General features: G+C 50.8%; 14 protein-coding genes. All 14 read right to left on the bottom strand.

Annotated features, from left to right (window positions below):
- Nucleotides 1-57: 57 nt before the first annotated feature.
- Complete coding sequence (locus AAG793_RS11010) at nt 58-1,971, bottom strand: nucleoside-diphosphate sugar epimerase/dehydratase (RefSeq protein ID WP_341908131.1); 1,914 nt, start codon at nt 1,969-1,971, stop codon at nt 58-60.
- A gap of 83 nt (nt 1,972-2,054) precedes the next feature.
- Complete coding sequence (locus tag AAG793_RS11005; RefSeq protein ID WP_341908129.1) at nt 2,055-3,311, bottom strand: O-antigen ligase family protein; 1,257 nt, start codon at nt 3,309-3,311, stop codon at nt 2,055-2,057.
- A gap of 44 nt (nt 3,312-3,355) precedes the next feature.
- A complete protein-coding gene (locus AAG793_RS11000; protein ID WP_341908126.1) occupies nt 3,356-4,102 on the bottom strand; it encodes a sugar transferase in 747 nt (248 codons plus the stop codon).
- 2 nt (nt 4,103-4,104) lie between these two features.
- Nucleotides 4,105-5,091 (bottom strand): transketolase C-terminal domain-containing protein, encoded by a 987-nt coding sequence (locus tag AAG793_RS10995; RefSeq protein ID WP_341908121.1) that lies wholly within the window; start codon nt 5,089-5,091, stop codon nt 4,105-4,107.
- Nucleotides 5,088-6,140, bottom strand: coding sequence for a thiamine pyrophosphate-dependent dehydrogenase E1 component subunit alpha (locus AAG793_RS10990; protein WP_341908118.1), 1,053 nt, complete (start codon nt 6,138-6,140; stop codon nt 5,088-5,090). The genes AAG793_RS10995 and AAG793_RS10990 overlap by 4 nt, the downstream gene beginning before the upstream one ends.
- Nucleotides 6,141-6,143: 3 nt before the next feature.
- Nucleotides 6,144-7,250, bottom strand: coding sequence for a DegT/DnrJ/EryC1/StrS family aminotransferase (locus AAG793_RS10985; protein WP_341908115.1), 1,107 nt, complete (start codon nt 7,248-7,250; stop codon nt 6,144-6,146).
- 59 nt (nt 7,251-7,309) lie between these two features.
- Nucleotides 7,310-8,095 (bottom strand): methyltransferase domain-containing protein, encoded by a 786-nt coding sequence (locus AAG793_RS10980; protein ID WP_341908112.1) that lies wholly within the window; start codon nt 8,093-8,095, stop codon nt 7,310-7,312.
- Nucleotides 8,092-9,285, bottom strand: a complete 1,194-nt coding sequence (locus AAG793_RS10975; protein ID WP_341908109.1) for a glycosyltransferase — start codon at nt 9,283-9,285, stop codon at nt 8,092-8,094. The genes AAG793_RS10980 and AAG793_RS10975 overlap by 4 nt, the downstream gene beginning before the upstream one ends.
- A 310-nt stretch (nt 9,286-9,595) precedes the next feature.
- Nucleotides 9,596-11,011: a hypothetical protein gene (locus AAG793_RS10970; protein ID WP_341908106.1), complete on the bottom strand. Its 1,416-nt coding sequence runs from the start codon at nt 11,009-11,011 to the stop codon at nt 9,596-9,598.
- Nucleotides 11,004-12,131 carry a GNAT family N-acetyltransferase gene (locus AAG793_RS10965; RefSeq protein WP_341908103.1) on the bottom strand — a complete coding sequence of 376 codons (1,128 nt, stop codon included), beginning with the start codon at nt 12,129-12,131 and terminating at the stop codon, nt 11,004-11,006. The genes AAG793_RS10970 and AAG793_RS10965 overlap by 8 nt, the downstream gene beginning before the upstream one ends.
- Nucleotides 12,132-12,245: 114 nt before the next feature.
- On the bottom strand, nt 12,246-13,598 hold the full coding sequence (locus AAG793_RS10960; RefSeq protein WP_341908100.1) for a hypothetical protein: 1,353 nt from the start codon (nt 13,596-13,598) through the stop codon (nt 12,246-12,248).
- 6 nt (nt 13,599-13,604) lie between these two features.
- Nucleotides 13,605-15,140 (bottom strand): O-antigen ligase family protein, encoded by a 1,536-nt coding sequence (locus tag AAG793_RS10955; RefSeq protein WP_341908097.1) that lies wholly within the window; start codon nt 15,138-15,140, stop codon nt 13,605-13,607.
- 18 nt (nt 15,141-15,158) lie between these two features.
- On the bottom strand, nt 15,159-16,052 hold the full coding sequence (locus AAG793_RS10950) for a hypothetical protein (protein ID WP_341908095.1): 894 nt from the start codon (nt 16,050-16,052) through the stop codon (nt 15,159-15,161).
- 112 nt (nt 16,053-16,164) lie between these two features.
- Nucleotides 16,165-17,304 carry a DegT/DnrJ/EryC1/StrS family aminotransferase gene (locus AAG793_RS10945; RefSeq protein ID WP_341908422.1) on the bottom strand — a complete coding sequence of 380 codons (1,140 nt, stop codon included), beginning with the start codon at nt 17,302-17,304 and terminating at the stop codon, nt 16,165-16,167.
- Between the last annotated feature and the right edge of the window lie 2 nt (nt 17,305-17,306).

Here is a 17,306-nt window from a genome sequence, read left to right as displayed (position 1 = left end):
AGAAAGTCCGCCTGCAGCTTGTTAATGACGAAGCTCCAAAACCTGTTGCGAGGGCAGTCAAGCTGGCTGGTATCCGTGCACTAACTTCTTAAGCAACGATTTGACTTGCTCAATGTCGTTGTATTCGGCCGCCGTACGGAGTTCTTCCAGCTCATGACAGAGCTCACTCCATGGTAAACACGGCTCACGCGCTTTCATGATACGGGGATGGGCGGTTGATTCGGGGTTGTCCCCAATCAGCAATTCCTCGTAGAGCTTTTCGCCAGGTCGCAGTCCTGTGATCTTGATCTGGATGTCTCCTGTATCTGTCTCATCATCACGTACAGAAAGACCTGACAGTTCAATCATTCGCCTGGCCAAATCAAGTATCTTTACCGGCTCGCCCATATCGAGTACGAATACATCCCCCCCGACGGCCATGGCACCAGCTTGCAACACCAGCTGAGCGGCCTCGGGGATCGTCATGAAGTAACGCGTAACCTCCGGGTGGGTGACTGTCAATGGCCCACCCTCTATCAATTGGCGGCGAAACAGCGGTACAACGCTTCCACTGGAATCCAGCACATTACCGAAGCGAACCATGGTGAAGCAGGTCTTATGTGCCGTTGAAACCGCAGTCGCTTCTGCGGAACCTTCGAATCTAGGCGACCCTTCTGCAGCCAGGCCCTGCAGTACCAGCTCAGCTATCCGTTTACTTGCCCCCATGATGTTGGTAGGACGTACCGCCTTATCCGTTGAGATAAGGACAAATCTGACCACCGACGATTCAAGGGCCGCCCTCGCCATGCACAGAGTACCGTACACGTTATTGATCACGCCTTCACCGGCATTGTTCTCAACCATCGGTACATGCTTGTACGCTGCAGCGTGATACACAATAGAAGGCTGATACTTCCTGCAAATCGCCGCCATTCGCGAATAGTTGACAACGCTGCCGAGCAATGCGACAAGCCGCACCTCGAGATCGCGCGCCTGGCAAAGGGCGGAAAGCTCGTTGTGAATCGCATAAAGAGCGAACTCACTGTGCTCCACCAAAAGCACCTGTCGTGGACGTTGGAGCACAATTTGACGACAAAGCTCGCTGCCAATACTACCACCCGCACCTGTGATCATGACAACACCGCCGGTCAGATCACGCGCGATTAGATCCACGTCAGGCGCGACGGGCGCGCGCCCCAATAAATCTTCTACATCAAGTTCGCGAAAGTCGCGAACTGTTACGCGACCGCTCGCGAGGTCTTCCCATGCAGGTAATGTGCGCACATGAACGGGCAGTCCATGCAGACTCTTGATAATGGCATTACGGCGCTCTCGGGTCGCACTGGGCAAGGCCAAAAGAATGTCACTTACCTGCAGGCGGTCCACGACAGCAGAAACGTCGCTCGCGCTGAAAACAGGGGTTCCGTTGATACTCCGCCCCCTCTTCTTGGCGTCATCATCGATAAAACCAATGATGCGGTATTGCCCAGTGATGCCAATTGCAGTGGCTGATTGCACACCAGCTGCGCCCGCGCCGTAAATCAGAAGTGTACCTGCCGAATTTCGCCCGCTTCTGCCAGAGCTTGATAGCCAGAACCTTGCCAGTGCACGACTACCACCGATGAGAATCAAGAATAGCAGCGGCTGAAGCAGCCCAATTGTTCGAGGCACACCAGGCCACTGATGCCACAGGAGCAAAATACACAGAAGCAATCCATAGACCATCACAGCTTGCGAAGTAATCAACAATGCCGTGAGCCCCGTGTATCTGAAAATTGCACGGTAAAGCCCGAATTTGATGAAAACAGGAATTGCCAAGATAGGGGCTACGCCATACACCATCCACTGCATTTCGACCGGCGAATGTAGTACGTCAAGTCGCAATGAAAATGCGACCCATACAGCGCTGACAGCCATGCAAGCATCAAGCAGCATAACCAGCAGCAACTTGACCGCGCGCGGCCAATTGAGGACGCGACTACGCAACGGCATCGATGCTCCTGGTCATGAAGCCCTCACCAAAATCGCCGAGGCTGAAAGAACGGTGACTCATAACACTGTGTTTGCCCACGGGGTTATCGGTTCTCAGGTTGCACGCTCAAAGACCGCACCGACCTGCTGTGGATGCCGTACGTGAGAAGGATACCTAAGCTTAAGCAAAAAAAGTCTCCGATATAAGCATCGTACAAAGACGAATTGAAGAGGCAGGACAACGCCAATGCCATCACCACGGAAAAGCCTGCGTTGAACACAGGCTCAGGTAATTTTTGCAGGTCCCGGCACGCGGCAAGCAGAAAGGCCGACAGCAGCAAGATCCCGCCCAGCCCCAATTGAACACCCCACATCAAAAACTCTTGATGTGGATTGCTCCCCACCTGCAAGACCTCGCGTTGACTTGTCTTCTGGTCTTGAATGGTGTTGTACTCGGTGGCCCAGCTCCCCACTCCTGAGCCTTTCAGCGGTTCCCGTGCGATGAGCTCTACCGAAGTCTTCCAGAAACTCAACCTCACACCGGTGGAGGTAACAGCCTCAGGCTTCACTGCGTAGGCAGAAAGTTCATTTTTTGCACCTGAAAACCGTTGTGCTACGTTATCAAAGGTGAAAAAAGCTGCCGCGAATATCATTGGCGGCAGCAACAGGGACGGCAAGCGATATCGCTTCGGTAAAGACCACACAATCGCTAGCGAAATCATCGCAACCCCTACCAGGTGCCCCGTGCGTCCAGTAAAGAGGAGAAATACATTTCCAAGGGCAACCAGAGACAACGCCAACGCTGCGTAGTACAGCCCGCGACTCGGTGCGAGTGATTTCAGGTGCCAGAAGACCGCCGCAACGACAGCACTCATGATGCCTTGATCTAGATAGCTCGAAAAAACTGCGTAAGAAGTCATTGCTGCCCGTGAAGTTGCCCACGGCACAGGAACCTGGAAATACAAAAGCCAAGAACTCAGGAGCAGGACCGCTTGAGCGCCCGCGTATACAACCAGTGCCCACGATGCTTCTGTTCGATTACGAACGACTACCAGAAGAGCGGGAATCGTCAAAAATTTACCGTACTTCCCCAATACACCCAGCGCATGATCCATAGGTGCAGATGTCCACCAGAGACTGCAGGCGAACGCCATCAGGATCAGGACAACCAACCGTGGGGTCCACCCAGTAGCCAGCGCCGAGTTGGTTGGTGGCCTTCGCTGACCCTTTGTTAGAAGAACAACCAAAGCCGTCGCGACCAGCAATACCTTAGCAATGCTGATAAGTGCTACAGACAAGCCTGCAGACGCTGCAGCAAACAGCACCACTCCCAGCCGAAAACTAAATCGGTCGGATGCCATCTCTACCTAGTATGTACTTATTCGCAGTGCGGGAGGACAGCACGTTAGGCAAAAGGGTTTCCATCACGTGACGTAACAACACGGTCCCCCCCAGGAGGCGGACGAGGTATCAGCGGCAGTCGCCGAGATGCCAGGACGCACACGTCGTCAGGGGCACTGATGCTTCTGAGAATGCTCTGCACCCCTGCAAGTGCTCTCTCGCGTGAAAACACAGCGATCACAGTGAGAAAACATAATTTGATGTCTAACAATAACGACTGGTTATCAATATAAAGCAGACCGAGCGTACTTTTTCCCGGGCGAATAAGTTGGTTATAGGCGATATCAGGATCAACCTGATCTTTCAGAATATCTCCTTCGTCGGAAAAAACGATCGAGGAAATGTCAGTGATGCCAGGCTTGACTGTCAACAATTTACGCTCAACGGGTGTGTACAAGTCTGTTTCCCGCTTGACGTTGGGACGCGGGCCGACGAGGCTCATGTCACCCTTGAAGACGTTCCATAACTGTGTGAGTTCATCAAGCTTGTAGCGGCGAATAAACTGCCCTACCGCGGTAATACGGTTATCGTTTGCGCTGGTTGAATCGACGCCGGATTTATCCGCATTGATTACCATCGAACGGAGCTTGACCATCTTAAATGGTCTGTCATTTTTTCCGACGCGCGGCGCGATGTAAAAAGGTGAATGGCGATCCTGGCGCCACACCAGAAACATGACAGGCAACAGCACCGGACTGGCGACAATCAGCCCGAATCCTGACGCAACGAGATCAAACAATCTTTTCAACATAACTAGTCCATCAATTTTTCGGCGTGGGCCACAACCATTTCAGCAGATGGGTAATAAGCCTGCTCCAGTACACGCGATGTGGGTGCCGGCGCGAACGGCAAAGTCATGCGCGCTGGTGATTTTTTCAAGTCGCCCGGATTCATAGTTTCTGCAACGCGAGCGATGACTTCACCAGCCATGCCACACGGACCCCAACCGCCGTCTACAGCCAGCAGGCGTCCGGTCTTCCGAACTGACTCGACTATCGCGCTGACATCAAACGGATTGAGTACACGCAAGTCGATGACCTCAGCCGAGACACCCAACTGACTCAGCGAATCGGCGGCTTGTAATGCCAAACGAGTGGAGTAGCTCGAGGCCACCAGCGTCACATCGCTGCCAACTCTGACGCAGCGCGGGCCCTCAACATGCAACGGCCTCTCTACGACGGGCGGAAGGTCGTCTTCAAGGTCATAAAGCCATCGATCATCGATGAAAATCACAGGATCCGGGCACAACACAGAGGCAATCAGGAGGTCACGGGCATCAGCCACGCTGGCCGGCATCACCACACGTAAACCGGGCACATGGGCAAACCAGGCGTGCAAGGCCTGAGAATGCTGAGCACCTTGCTCGCCCCCACGATTGATGATGCTGCGGATGGTCAATCCTGGCGCCGCTTGCCCACCCACCATATGTGACCATTTCGCAGCCTGGTTCACGACTGCATCCATCGCATACAGCATGAAGTCCATGCGTGGATGCACGACGATGGGTTTCATCCCGGCCAGTGCCGCACCCACGGCCGCACCGGTACAGGCCGACTCGGAAACAGGGGTATCTATCACGCGATGCGCACCGAACTTCTTGTCGAGATCGGTCATGGAATTACCCACGTACCACGGACTCCACAGCCCTTGTCCAATGATGAATACTTCCGGATACTTTTCCAGAAGATACTCAAACGCCGCGAGCATGGCCGTCCCGTAGTTGTAGCGGACACCCGTCATGTTGAGCTACCTGCATCAGCAAAAACCCGGGAGGCAGTGGCCGAAAGGGGTGGGTACGGGTCGTTTTGCGCTAATTGCCAAGCAGTCGCAACTTCAGCCGCCAATACTGCCTCCATTTCCTTCAAGGAGGCGTTATCCATGAGACCCGCCGATTGCAGCCCCGCCATAAGTCGTGCGACCGGATCACGCTTGCGCCAGGCATCTACATACTCCGCACTGCGGTTGACGCCCACGTCAATGTCCTCGCGCCAATCCACATGGCCATACCAGCGATATGTCACCGCCTCGAGGAAACCAGGTCCTCCGCCAGCACGCGCGCGGTCTATAAATCGGGCAGCTGCAGCGCGCACTTGAACCACATCGTTACCGTCCACAATTTCGTAAGGAATGTCATTGGCTGCGGCAAATCTGGCGGTGGCCTCCCGCGGCTGCCTTAGCGAGATATGCATATGACTGGCAAACAAGTTGTTTTCCACCACAAAGAGGGCCGGTGCGTTGAGCATGCGGGCAAGATTGAGCGATTCATGCACCACTCCCTCCTCTACCGCGCCGTCGCCCAGGTAGGCAACGCCAATGTCACCACCGCCCTGCATCTTGGCGGCGAGTGCTGCACCGACAGCCAAGGGAACTGTCCCGGACACAATGGGCACTGAGCCGTAAAAGCCGTTGGGTTGATCCCACAAATGCATCGAACCGCCCATGCCCCGAGACAACCCGGTGTCCTTGCCGAGAACCTCGGCGAACAGGCGGCGCAAACTGGAGCCCATGGACAGAACATGAGAATGTGACCGATGAGCGCCAAACACACGGTCCGTCTTGCGCAACTCTGCAGCCACACCGACAGCCACGGCTTCCTGCCCAACGCCCAAGTGCACCGGTCCCCCAATAAGGCGCTCACGGCGCCCGTCGGCCAGACACCGCTCTGCAAGACGGATGAGCAGCATCATGCGCAGTTGCTCGATCAACGCATCGGTATCCTGCCCCCTCACATCGATAGGCTGCTGATTCCGGTTGGGGTCGGCCAGATGCCCAAGAGACCAATCGCTCATGGCTTACTTGCCATAAAAGCCGCGTATGGTCTTGACGATGTAGTCCACCTCTTCATCGGTAACGGCAGAGTTCATGGGCAACATAAGGCAGCGCTTGAAAAAGGCATCCGTTTTCGGCAAATCAACAGTAAATCCGAGATCCTTGAACTGATGTACCGGTGTTCCAGCCCATTGGATGATTGTCTTCACACCGTTTTTATCCAGGTGCGCGCGCAAATCGTCCCGACGATCTGCCTCCAGTTCATAGTTCTGGTACACGTCGAAATGACGCGCATCCGCATCGGGGCCAGGGGGCAGTGCCAGTTCTGCCATATCACCCAAACCTGCCTGGTAGCGAGCAGCAACTGCGCGACGACGCTCGATTTCCTGCGGGTAGGACTTGAGTTTGTAGTCCAGCACAGCGGCTTGCATGTTATCCAAACGCGAGTTGTAGCCCCACGCAACAACGCGCCCGTCAGCATTTCTGCCATGGTCTTTGAGCAAGGCAATTTTGACCGCCACCTCATCGTCATTGGTGACAATCGCTCCACCATCACCAAAGCACCCGAGTAGTTTGGCGGGGTAGAAACTGATGGTTCCAAATTTTCCGAAGGTGCCAGCACACTGCCCCTTGAACTTAGAGCCCAGACCCTGAGCAGCGTCTTCTACGATCATCAGTCCATGATTTTCTGCCACCGCCCTGAGTGCATCCATGTCACAGGTGCGCCCGTTTACCTGGACAGGCATGATGGCTTTCGTTTTGGAAGTAATGCGCTTTTCGACGTCGGCGGCATCCAGCATATGGTCGGCACCGCACTCTGCGAGTACCGGAACAGCACCCACAAGGTGCACTGACGCAGCAGTTGCAATATACGTGTGAGACGGAAGAATCACCTCGTCGCCCAGGCCAATACCCACTGCTTTCAAGCCAATGATGATGGCATCAGTCCCGTTTGCAACACCAAATGCGTGCTTGACGCCCATGAACTTTGCGAGGTTGGCGTCAAAGTCACGGCATTCTTGCTGAAGTATGTATGCGCCACGCCTGCAGACACCCATCATGATGTCAGTCAACGCGGCTTCGTCGCGCTTGAACAAGTCGGCGTAGGGGAAGAACGGAATGGTTTTCATGAAGTCTCCTCGAAATAGACTGGAAAATTAATCAGGGTTGTTGATTGAAGGCAAATAGTTCAGCAAAGTCCGGATTTCTCAAGATTCTTCGCAACAAATACAAATTTGAAACCCGAGCGCTTGACGCCAATCAATCGATCTAGCCGATCTGAGATCGCGGCAGCCGTATTCTCCCCTGACAAACGGCCCAAAACCGGCATTAAGTAGCTAAAAGCACCGAAATATTGAACTTCGACGGACTCAAATCCCTGCCCTAAGGCCTCGATACGACCCAAATCAGGCATTCTTTTCAAAGTACTGAGCGAGCGGTTGCCCCGTCGATAGTGTAGCCAGCGATTCAGTCGATACAAAGGATTGTGATTGAGCGAATCCACACACATCAGCATCCCGCCCGGACGTAATACACGCCTGATTTCCGCGTCGACCAATTGGGGCTCCCCGTAGCTGAGGCTTCCCGCGCTGACGACCGCATCAAATTTTGCGTTGGCAAACGGCAGGCACTCCATATCCGCGACAGCCGTATCCAGTCGCCCAGGGGTATGAAGAAAACGCTGCCGCAAAAGGCTCAGGGAGTGCGGTGAAATGTCGCTGGCCGTAACCTGGGCACCGCTGTCAAGCAAGACGCGAGTATGTAGTCCGGCACCAGCTCCCAATTCAAGTACGCGGCAACCGGGCCCCAGAAAACTGAGTATTTTCTGCTCGTAAACCAAATAGGGGGCTTGCAAGTAGGCAGCCATTGTTTTAGAGCCCAATGTCACTTCCGTGGCCCCATCGACACCGCAGAACTGAGAGCGTGCCCGTGCATCGTAGCGCTCGCGTTCGACCAATTTGTCATTGGAAGTCATTGCTTGAGCTCGCCTGAAGCCATCATCTCAAGATGTCGAACCAATCCCCCGTACACGACATCAAACGAAAACCGAGTTTTAAACAAGTCCAGCGAATTGACTGAGAGCTGGTCGCGCAGACCCGAATCCCATAGCAGGCGAGTCATACTGTCCATAAGTGCTTGCCCCGAACCCTCTACGTAGCTAAGGCCGACTTGGGAACAGGTTATCAATTGCATGACTTCTCCGCGAAGCGGGGTCAGTACCGGTAGTCCGAGCGCCAAAGCGTCAATGACCTTATTAGGAATACTCATGACGAAGTCATCGCTGTTGCGATACGGTGCCAATGCCGCCGTAGAGCGAAGCGCGAGAGACTCGATTTTCGCGCGGTCGATCCAACCGGGGAAACACACGTTGGACAAATCTGCAGCTTTACGTCGCCAATCGGACGAACTCGGGCCATCACCACAAAGAACGAACTGCCAAGGTTGTCCCGTAGCGTGGGCAAGGCGGGCCGCGTCCAGAACAGGATCAATATCGAATGCCGGCGAATGACTACCAATAAAGCAGAGTCGGGGCCTGGCGTCGTCCAGCACACCTTGGTTGTCCCACCAGAGTCCGGCTTGATTAAGCTCCCCAGCCGACACATCAGCCGGCGGAACTGTCAGTGGGATAACCCGGTCAAGGGAGTGAATAGATCGACCTGCGAAGCGGGCGGCCCACTGCAAAAATCCGTCAGCCATGGCAGCAAGGGCGGTCGCGTCCCGGAGGGCGCGCCCTCCAAGGTGAAAATAAGGCGCCAGCGCCAGTCGCCCTATCGGTCGTAGAAAACCCGGCAGGGGATCAGTGAAAATCGTTGGCCACTGGTCCTTGACGTCCACCATGCAAGGAACACCCCGCTTCGCAAGCCAACGCGTCATTACCGCAGCCGTCTCGATTGGAGGGTAGCCCACAAAGGCTACGTCAGGACAAGTTTTTTCCACAGAAAGCTCTCGGGCTAAATTTCGCCCTAATATCATGTGGTCCCAAAGGCGACCAAGACCGATATTGCGCCGATAGCCTGGGCTATCAATCAGGCGAATTTCCAAAAGTGGAGATACCTCCAGATTTCTGTTGCCAATATATCGATGGCGTTTCTCCTGATGATAAAAAGTAGTGCTCCATAGAATTACTTTGTGACCTGCACTAACGAGTGCATTTGCGAGGTTCATGGCTCGCATTGGTCTAGGCTGACCAGAGTCACAATGTAACGGCTCACCTGTCTGCAACAACCAAACAGTCAAAAAATTTTTCATTTTTACTATGCGACTAAATTCGAAATATCTTTATAATAAAGTATTAGTAAATTAAGGCTGAAATTTATTGGGCTTTATGACTATCTTCTATAATTAAAGGCACTTCAAACGGTTGAGCCTAGATCTGTCGTGCTGCTAAGCGTTTCGTCGTTGACTACTTATAGTAATAGCTTATCGTCATTGAGCAGACTTTGCGTCAACCAGCAATTAAGTTATATCCCCACCCTCACCCTCTCGCATTCAAGTCAATCCGGTCAACCAGCCTTTGTACGTCTCGCGGCAACAGTGATACTGCGTCGATTGCATAACAGCGACGAAGAGCCGCGTGATAGCCCCCTACGAGCTCAGGTTCTTCCGTGTTATGAAAACTACCGGGATGATAAAGAATACTCAAAGCGCCACCAATCTTGCGTAAGTGTTCAAGCATGGGGTCGAAGCTACCGCTCATTTCAATTGTCCGATCCATGAATGTCATTGGCAACTCAAGAACATCATATTCAGTGCCAGTAACAGGATTAAGCGGCTTGAATATGCCCGCGATGCCGCACCGGTATCCCGCGTACTCGGCATACCCTAGGCTCTCATCGAACCTGATACCAGCCAACTGCAGGCAGCTGAACGATTGCAGGGGATCGAATCGCAGGTAGTGAGCCCTACCACTCATTACTCGCCGTGCATTGAATCGCTCAATTTCAACCTTTTGCTGGCGGAATCTCGTGTTGTTCCTAAACGTGTCGTAGTTGTAGTGCATTCCAACTTCCCATTGGTCAGGGATGGAACGGACTAGCTCGCCAGCAATTTCCGAACCGCCGCGCGCACCAAAACGCCCGCCCGTGCCATTTAAAATATAAAATACGGAGCGATATCCATATTGTCGTTCGAGTTCGAGCATGCCAATGGCGTTATCGAAGTAATGGCGCCGCGGCGCCACGATGTTCACGGGAATATGCCAGAGCTTGCGCAGATTCGGGATACGTGCACGCGTGAGCGGTCTAATGACGTTGAGCAGTCGGATTGACTGGGTTATGAAATCCCCGCCGCTAAGAATATCGCAGTCGTGCGAAAGGACAATCTTTAACGGTACGAGGAGGTCATCGATATTCGGCTCTGCAACGCCAATGCATCGCCCGTGTACTGCAGCGACGAGAAACGCTAGCGCTTCATTAAATGCAGGAACCCGCAAGAGACCGGCTTTATAGCGAGGACTGCTTTCTAGAGGGAACCGGCCATGCCTGTCGCGATTAGGAAACTCATACTCTTCGCGAAACAAAAGCATGTCGCATAGGTTGGCGAAAATATTCCATGCTGGCAGAATCGTACCGCTTTCGTGGCGATGGAACAGCGGCGAATCTGGTCCTGGATAAGTGGACCATCCGAGGCCTTCGGGACGGGGAATCCGGTTCCACAAAGTGAACGAAGTACCGTTAAAAGGCACACTCCAAGCACCGGCCGCTTCAATTGGTGCGGGCATATCAGTAGGAATGCAGACTATGGATTCCCTGAGCGCCACCGCCTCAGCGTACGGCAGGAAGCGAATCCCGGCCGCCCCGAACCGCGAGAAGCATTTCTCCGAATAACTCAATGCTGCGTTATATCGAAACTGCGCATACAACCACGCTGCCAGCCGAACAGGCTCAACCATCGGTTCCCTCGGAATACAGGCGCGTGACATACCACTGGTGGATATTGTTTAGGGGTCCAGCGTCGTTAGTAGCATCGCGCGTGTAACGTACGACGCCATGCCCACGTTGCAGATGGAAAAACCCCTGTTTCTTTGCCACATCTCGCACTAGCCGATCAAAAGGATGATCGGAGACGGACCAAGCCCTTACACAGCTAGCGCCCATTACTCTCATGCGCCTAGAGGCTTCGCAAAGGAGCATGCTAACGATGATTTGGTCAAGCTCTGCGTGCGCAACTCCCAGCTCGCTACACGCAATAATGTCTACAATAAATCCTATCCCCGTATGGTTTAGGGCGAACGCCACGATTCCAACAAGTTTATTGCCTGTGTACGCGCCGATAAGGCAGGCCGGAGTATAAGGGTTGTCATGTAAGCGCCAACGGTAGTACGCCGCATCACGGTAAATAGTCATCCCTGACCAACGGGCTACAAAGCGATGCGAAAGGTCGGAAACTTCCTCAGGTACGGTATCCAGTGCGGCGATATTGATCCCTGCCGCCAATCCGTCACGATTTAGCTTGTCGCCTCCCTGCAATAATTTGTAGGTACCGAACCCAGCGACTGCAGTAAAGCCAGTCACCTCATAAAAAAGTTGCTTCAACTTTGACAACGAAGTACCTTGCTGTTTGAAATTATCCAGCAAGAAGCTGCTCGATAACGGAAGCAGTAGTTGGGAGGTGTCGGACGGGAAATCGAAGCCCACCCTGGTAAATGCACCCCGCGCCGGCGTAAAACCCCAGATGCACTGGATTTTCCCTTCGCGCGCAACGCGAAATAAGAGTTCGTACATGCTGTCAAAAAGATTCTTCCCCCGGTACTGCGGGTCAATAAGTGTATCTTCCGACTTTGCAGTTAGAAAAACTCCATTCCTATCAATGAAGCGAATTGGAATCAATGCCTGTGTACCCACGAGCTTGCCAGCATCGCGCACGATCGCGTAAGGAATCGAACCGTCCGGGAGCCGCCATTTCGCAAACTCCCAGCGCCATTGGTCAACTGTTCGATTTTTACCATAGTAAGCGTTGTGCATGGCGTTACATGCTTCAATCTCGCTTTCGTGGATCAGCCTAACTTCCATTTTTTATCCTGCAAAGTTTTGTCGTATGCGCTATTTTCTCAATTCAAGCGGAAACGAAAATCCGCCCTGAATAACAGCGCTACGCCCGACAACGGAAAGCGCTTGGTCAGAACTTTAATTTCCACCGAATTTACGCTTAAGTGAATCATTATGCAGCACACGAATGACTACCAATCCCAACAAAATTAGGAATAGCCCCTGAGCTCCAAATATAGCCTGAAGCGACGCTGAGGCGGGAAGTATCGCCAAGCCACACAACAGCACACCATAACCCGCAAAAGCGATGGCGCTCGAAGTAACCAGAAAGCAGGCCCCTATTCTCGCCCCCATCAGTAGCAATGTCGCAATAAAAACACCTAAAGTGCCACCGCGTGCGAACGCGTCTGCGTCAAATGAAGCGTACGCATTGACCGTATTCGAATACTTATCTGGAAATCTTGCTGTATAGGCCCAAATACCCACCTCCCGGCTGGGCGAAACCATCATCGTATCCCGGAGCGGAATCAACCCACGAAATCCCATGGGCTTTTCCTTAACGTAGGTAAAATATTGATACCACCTGTTTGAAACATCTACTGGAGTCAACCATATCCTATACAAAAGATAAACCGCTGCACTCAGTATAGTAGACCGCTGTAGATCGGCATCATTCGATTGAAGTCGAAGATTATCGCCGTACGACAAGGCTTGCCGAGGATCATCTGGCTTCATTTGTGCAAACGCAGCTACCTCAACATTTCCTGGACGGACTCTCATAAAATCCACCGAACTTGAAGAAACAAATACCGCCACCAATACCATGCCGATCAATATCGCAGCGGTTAGCACCAGAGATAGAACTCGCCTGTACCGCGTAGGCATTACGCTTAGTGCAAACAAACAAGTTATTAGCAACATAATAAGAGGAAATTTAGCAAGCGTAGCTGCCCCATAAAAACTTGCCACAAACAATCCAGATATTGCGCGAAACCAGTGCCCAGCAAAGACTGCGATCACAATGTAGATTGGCGCAAAAACTACAAGTATCCAATTAAAAAGATATTTGACGAATGGTGATATATCTAGTAGCTTTGCTGAATTATGCCGCAACAACACGAGTGAGCTTTGTGTAGCATTTTCATCAACCACCAAAGCCAGAAGTGGAATTTTCGGCATCAAATATAAATGTAGCGCGACCAAAAATATGAAAAGCAATCCGACTAAATCTAAAAAACCTCTCACCGATCTTTGATCGTCAAAAAAGGTTCTTTGTTTTGCCTTAATAAAACATAGCCAATCAGCCAATAAAAGAATTATTGCAATTACAGTAACCGACGCGAACTGAATGAACCTTCCAGTGGGATGAAATTCAGTATATTGAAACGCCAAAGGCAGCCACATCAAGCAAAACCAACCTGCTGATGGGGCAAATTCGATGATTGAGTCAAAGTAAGCACGATTCCGCATTGGAAATTGGAGACTAATCATATAGTTTCAATTCGCTACCAATCCACCCACTCTTGGCAAGAGCATCATGCAAAAAAGAAAACCAATCCACACCAATCTAAAATCCATATAATCGCCACCGAACAAAGATCCAATAGCAACTGAAAAAATGAAAGCGAGCATTGGTAAACCCGGCATTATCGAATTTCTCGCCTGCAATACGATCCATAGCAAAATAAAAATAATTCCAAAAATAAACAATGTGCCCAGCACACCCACGGAATATAGAAGCTCAACCGCAATGTTATGGGGATGAGAATAGAGCTCTGGCTGCTTGGTATAAAGATTAATCGCCACAGCATTGAAGCCGCCAAACCCATTACCCATCCACGGCGCCTTAGCAATTCCACTAAAACCCTGCATTAAGAGTCGAATACGGAATGAAAAATCTGGAAGATAAACCCGAAAGCGTAACATAGTATCTGCAATATCCTGCTCCCAACGATGGACTTTAAATGAACATGGATACTTACCAGCGGTACACGCTATAACTTCAGCCAACCTTTTTTGAGCTGCAAATTCAATCGCAACTAAACTGGCATTTTTAATATTGTAATAAACTTCGTCAGATTTTATAATGGTACTGCCTTCTAATTTAGTCGCCTCCTCCATAACTGGAGGCATTACCGCGTCCGTGCTAAGCGCATAACCTGTGCCCAGCAATCCTTCTGCCGACCTGGCTGCAAACATACTTCCAGCAGTAATTACAAACAAAATTACAGCGGCTGTAGAAATACCAAAGACAATACTAGCCCGAATCTTACTAAACCATGTCACATAAATGGCAGCCAGAACTAACATACTTGCAGCACCAGCCAAGAGAGCGGCCTTTGAAAGCGTTATGTAGCTGGCAGCAAGGCATATTGTGGCACAAAGCCCCAACAATCCTGCCCTGAAAATTTTATTACTTTCAAATAAAATCACTAGCGCAGCAAAACAGCCAAATATCTGAATTCGGTAGAAGGTGAAGGTAGTGGCAAGTGCTCTGCCATTTTCTGTTTTATTGCCTATGATAATTACTATAAACATCCATAAAGCAATGAATAGTGCAAAAAACAAGGCCAGCCACATTGCAGCGATCACAAACTGTCGCCCCCAAACTTGAAATGCAAAACCTAAAATACACACACTCAATATAATCGTCATCAGCTCCCAAATAAAATATAAAGAGCTATTTTCGGATACATAAAGAATTGCATGAAATATCAGGAAAAGTTGACCTGCGACAACCAAACTCACACAGACCCAAACCCACCGCAAATGGGTACGGCTAATATCGACTGCACGACACTTACGTGAACCGATGAAGACCAACACTGCAGACAAAAGAATTGCCCATGTCCTTAGCTCCCCCAAAACAGACCAATCATGAGAAATTGTGCTGAATATCCTTGAAACAGAGAATCTTCCCGAAAAGACAGCGAGGTATATGAAAAGCGCGCTTCCGAAAAGCAGATACTCTTTGGACTGCCAGCTACTTAATTTATTATCTTGGGACTGGGTCGTCACATGGAGGATTGACATTTTAGAATAAGCTCTTTTCTAGGGATTTTTTTGAAGATATAAGACCGCTCCATAGTGGAGGGTGGCTGCGGAAAATGGAATAAGAAAAATTGCTAACTTAAGCGGAAGAAACAGCGATACGACAACAATTAAACCCGCCGCTATTACCAGCAGCTTCCATCCTTCACTTAATTTCATTTTCCCTTTGAGCGATACCAGTACAATCGCACCTATAGTTAGCACTTGATATAAATACATAGCAAACCTGATAGCTATGGAAATTTCATATCCAAAAATCTCGCCTTGCTTTGCTGTCTGTATCAGAGCCCAGTACGTTATCGAAAAAGTTGTAACATTGGTTAAAATAACACTTCGAAGAAGCTTTTCCATCTCTCCTCTAGTAGGAAAACTTGACGGCAATGAATCTGGTAATTTCAGACTGCTTTTGAAGCAAATAAGCCATGAAAATAATGCTCCACAGGCAGAGGCAAGTAAAAATCCAAGCTCGACGCCTAATCCCCAGAAGACAAAGATTGTGAACACTATAGACGCAATACCCTCACGAACTCGCCCGGAAAATACCCAACCCCGCTCCACTAGCAGACGAGACCACTGCGCGCCTGCAATCCACATCAGTAATATAGAACTAAGCAAAGCTACGGTGAAAAGGGTTCTTTGCGAAGTGGGTACCATTACCAAAATAACGAGTAGTCCAACCAGGAAAAGAACCACTAGACCCGGCCGTCTAAGCAAACTACTTCCCCCCGCAATAGCATTGACACCAAAGCCAGCAGCCATCGAGGCTATATAAAGAAGTTGGAAAAAATGTTTACTTTCTTGAGTGAAATTAATCACTACGTAATCTCGAAGCAAAGTAGCGAGGAAAGACACTCCAGCTGCGCCATATGCTGCTAATAGAAACTTCAGCCTCATAGATGACGCTCGTCCAAGGAATTCAAAACTTTATTGATGGAAAACGGCTCATTTGCTATCGCTACAACGAACATCTAGTTAGGAAAGAAAACTAAAAGAGCAATCCACGCCATCAGACCACTAACGTCGACCGGTTATTGCCGTACTCACTCAAGATCTTTTTGAAAGCTTCCACAACTCGCATTTGGTCATCCGCAGTCAAATACGCACTAAATGGCAAACTCATAACCTGCTGCGCCGCTTCATCTCCCACTGGCAGTTTAGCTAATGGATCAGCTACAGCGGGTTGCTTGTTAAGTGGCGTCGGGTAATGTACGGCAGTAGGGATACCGGCGACTTTTAGCCTTTCCTGCAATACCCCACGCTCCCTCACGCGAACAGTGTATTGCGCATATATACTCATATTGTGCGGTTCGATGTAGGGCGGCTGGATTACCACACCGCCTTCAACCCCAAAAAATAACGAAAAAAGTCGAGCATAATTAGCGGCAACATGCTGGCGCAGCTCAACTTCTTTTTCGAATAATGCCAGCTTAGGCAACAGAACTGCTGCTTGAATAGTATCGAGACGGCTGTTAACGCCCAGACAAATGTGGTTATAACGCGTTTCTTGACCATGACGGGCAATCTGGCGAATCACTTTAGCTAGTTCGTTGTCATTGGTAAAAATGGCGCCACCGTCGCCATAACCGCCTAACGGCTTGCTGGGAAAAAAGCTTGTGCAGGCAATGGTCGAAAGGTTACAGCTCTTACGCCCTTTATAGGTGGCACCAAAACTCTGAGCCGCATCTTCAATGACCGGAATACCATGCTTAGCAGCGACAACGTTGATTGCGTCAAAATCTGCGCACTGACCATAAAGGCTGACCGGGATGATAGCCTTGGTACGTGTAGTAATAGCTGCCTCTAGGAGAGCTGGATTCAGGTTGTACGTGCGCGGGTCAACATCGACATAAACTGGTTTGGCGCCTAGCAGAACCGCAGTTTCAGCAGTAGCAATGTACGAGAAACCAGGGGTAATCACTTCGTCCCCAGGGCCAATATTCAGCGCCATCTGGGCAATTTGCAGCGCATCAGTGCCGTTAGCTACGCTGATGCAGTGCTTGGCGCCGGTGTAGGCAGCTAATTTCTCTTCCAGTTCGGCCACTTCGGGCCCCAGAATGTACTGGCCGTGGTCAAGCACACGCTGGATACCAGCATCAATGTCGGCTTTGAGCCGGAGGTATTGGCTTTTGAGGTCGCAGAATTCCATTT

The sequence above is a fragment of the Polaromonas sp. YR568 genome (assembly GCF_943372955.1).
Classification (GTDB): Bacteria; Pseudomonadota; Gammaproteobacteria; order Burkholderiales; family Burkholderiaceae_C; genus Polaromonas.
Note: the sequence above shows the minus strand (reverse complement) of the source record. Positions and strands in the feature narration are given on the sequence as shown.

Excerpts from the sequence above, each read along its gene's own strand:
- AAG793_RS11010 (WP_341908131.1), bottom strand. The coding sequence starts at position 1,971 with ATGCCGTTGCGTAGTCGCGTCCTCAATTGGCCGCGCGCGGTCAAGTTG.
- AAG793_RS10995 (WP_341908121.1), bottom strand. The coding sequence starts at position 5,091 with ATGACGGGTGTCCGCTACAACTACGGGACGGCCATGCTCGCGGCGTTT.
- AAG793_RS10945 (WP_341908422.1), bottom strand. The coding sequence starts at position 17,304 with ATGGAATTCTGCGACCTCAAAAGCCAATACCTCCGGCTCAAAGCCGAC.
- AAG793_RS11000 (WP_341908126.1), bottom strand. The coding sequence starts at position 4,102 with ATGTTGAAAAGATTGTTTGATCTCGTTGCGTCAGGATTCGGGCTGATT.
- AAG793_RS10965 (WP_341908103.1), bottom strand. The coding sequence starts at position 12,131 with ATGGAAGTTAGGCTGATCCACGAAAGCGAGATTGAAGCATGTAACGCC.
- AAG793_RS10950 (WP_341908095.1), bottom strand. The coding sequence starts at position 16,052 with ATGAGGCTGAAGTTTCTATTAGCAGCATATGGCGCAGCTGGAGTGTCT.
- AAG793_RS10955 (WP_341908097.1), bottom strand. The coding sequence starts at position 15,140 with ATGTCAATCCTCCATGTGACGACCCAGTCCCAAGATAATAAATTAAGT.
- AAG793_RS10960 (WP_341908100.1), bottom strand. The coding sequence starts at position 13,598 with ATGATTAGTCTCCAATTTCCAATGCGGAATCGTGCTTACTTTGACTCA.
- AAG793_RS10985 (WP_341908115.1), bottom strand. The coding sequence starts at position 7,250 with ATGAAAACCATTCCGTTCTTCCCCTACGCCGACTTGTTCAAGCGCGAC.
- AAG793_RS10990 (WP_341908118.1), bottom strand. The coding sequence starts at position 6,140 with ATGAGCGATTGGTCTCTTGGGCATCTGGCCGACCCCAACCGGAATCAG.
- AAG793_RS10980 (WP_341908112.1), bottom strand. The coding sequence starts at position 8,095 with ATGACTTCCAATGACAAATTGGTCGAACGCGAGCGCTACGATGCACGG.
- AAG793_RS10970 (WP_341908106.1), bottom strand. The coding sequence starts at position 11,011 with ATGGTTGAGCCTGTTCGGCTGGCAGCGTGGTTGTATGCGCAGTTTCGA.
- AAG793_RS10975 (WP_341908109.1), bottom strand. The coding sequence starts at position 9,285 with ATGAACCTCGCAAATGCACTCGTTAGTGCAGGTCACAAAGTAATTCTA.
- AAG793_RS11005 (WP_341908129.1), bottom strand. The coding sequence starts at position 3,311 with ATGGCATCCGACCGATTTAGTTTTCGGCTGGGAGTGGTGCTGTTTGCT.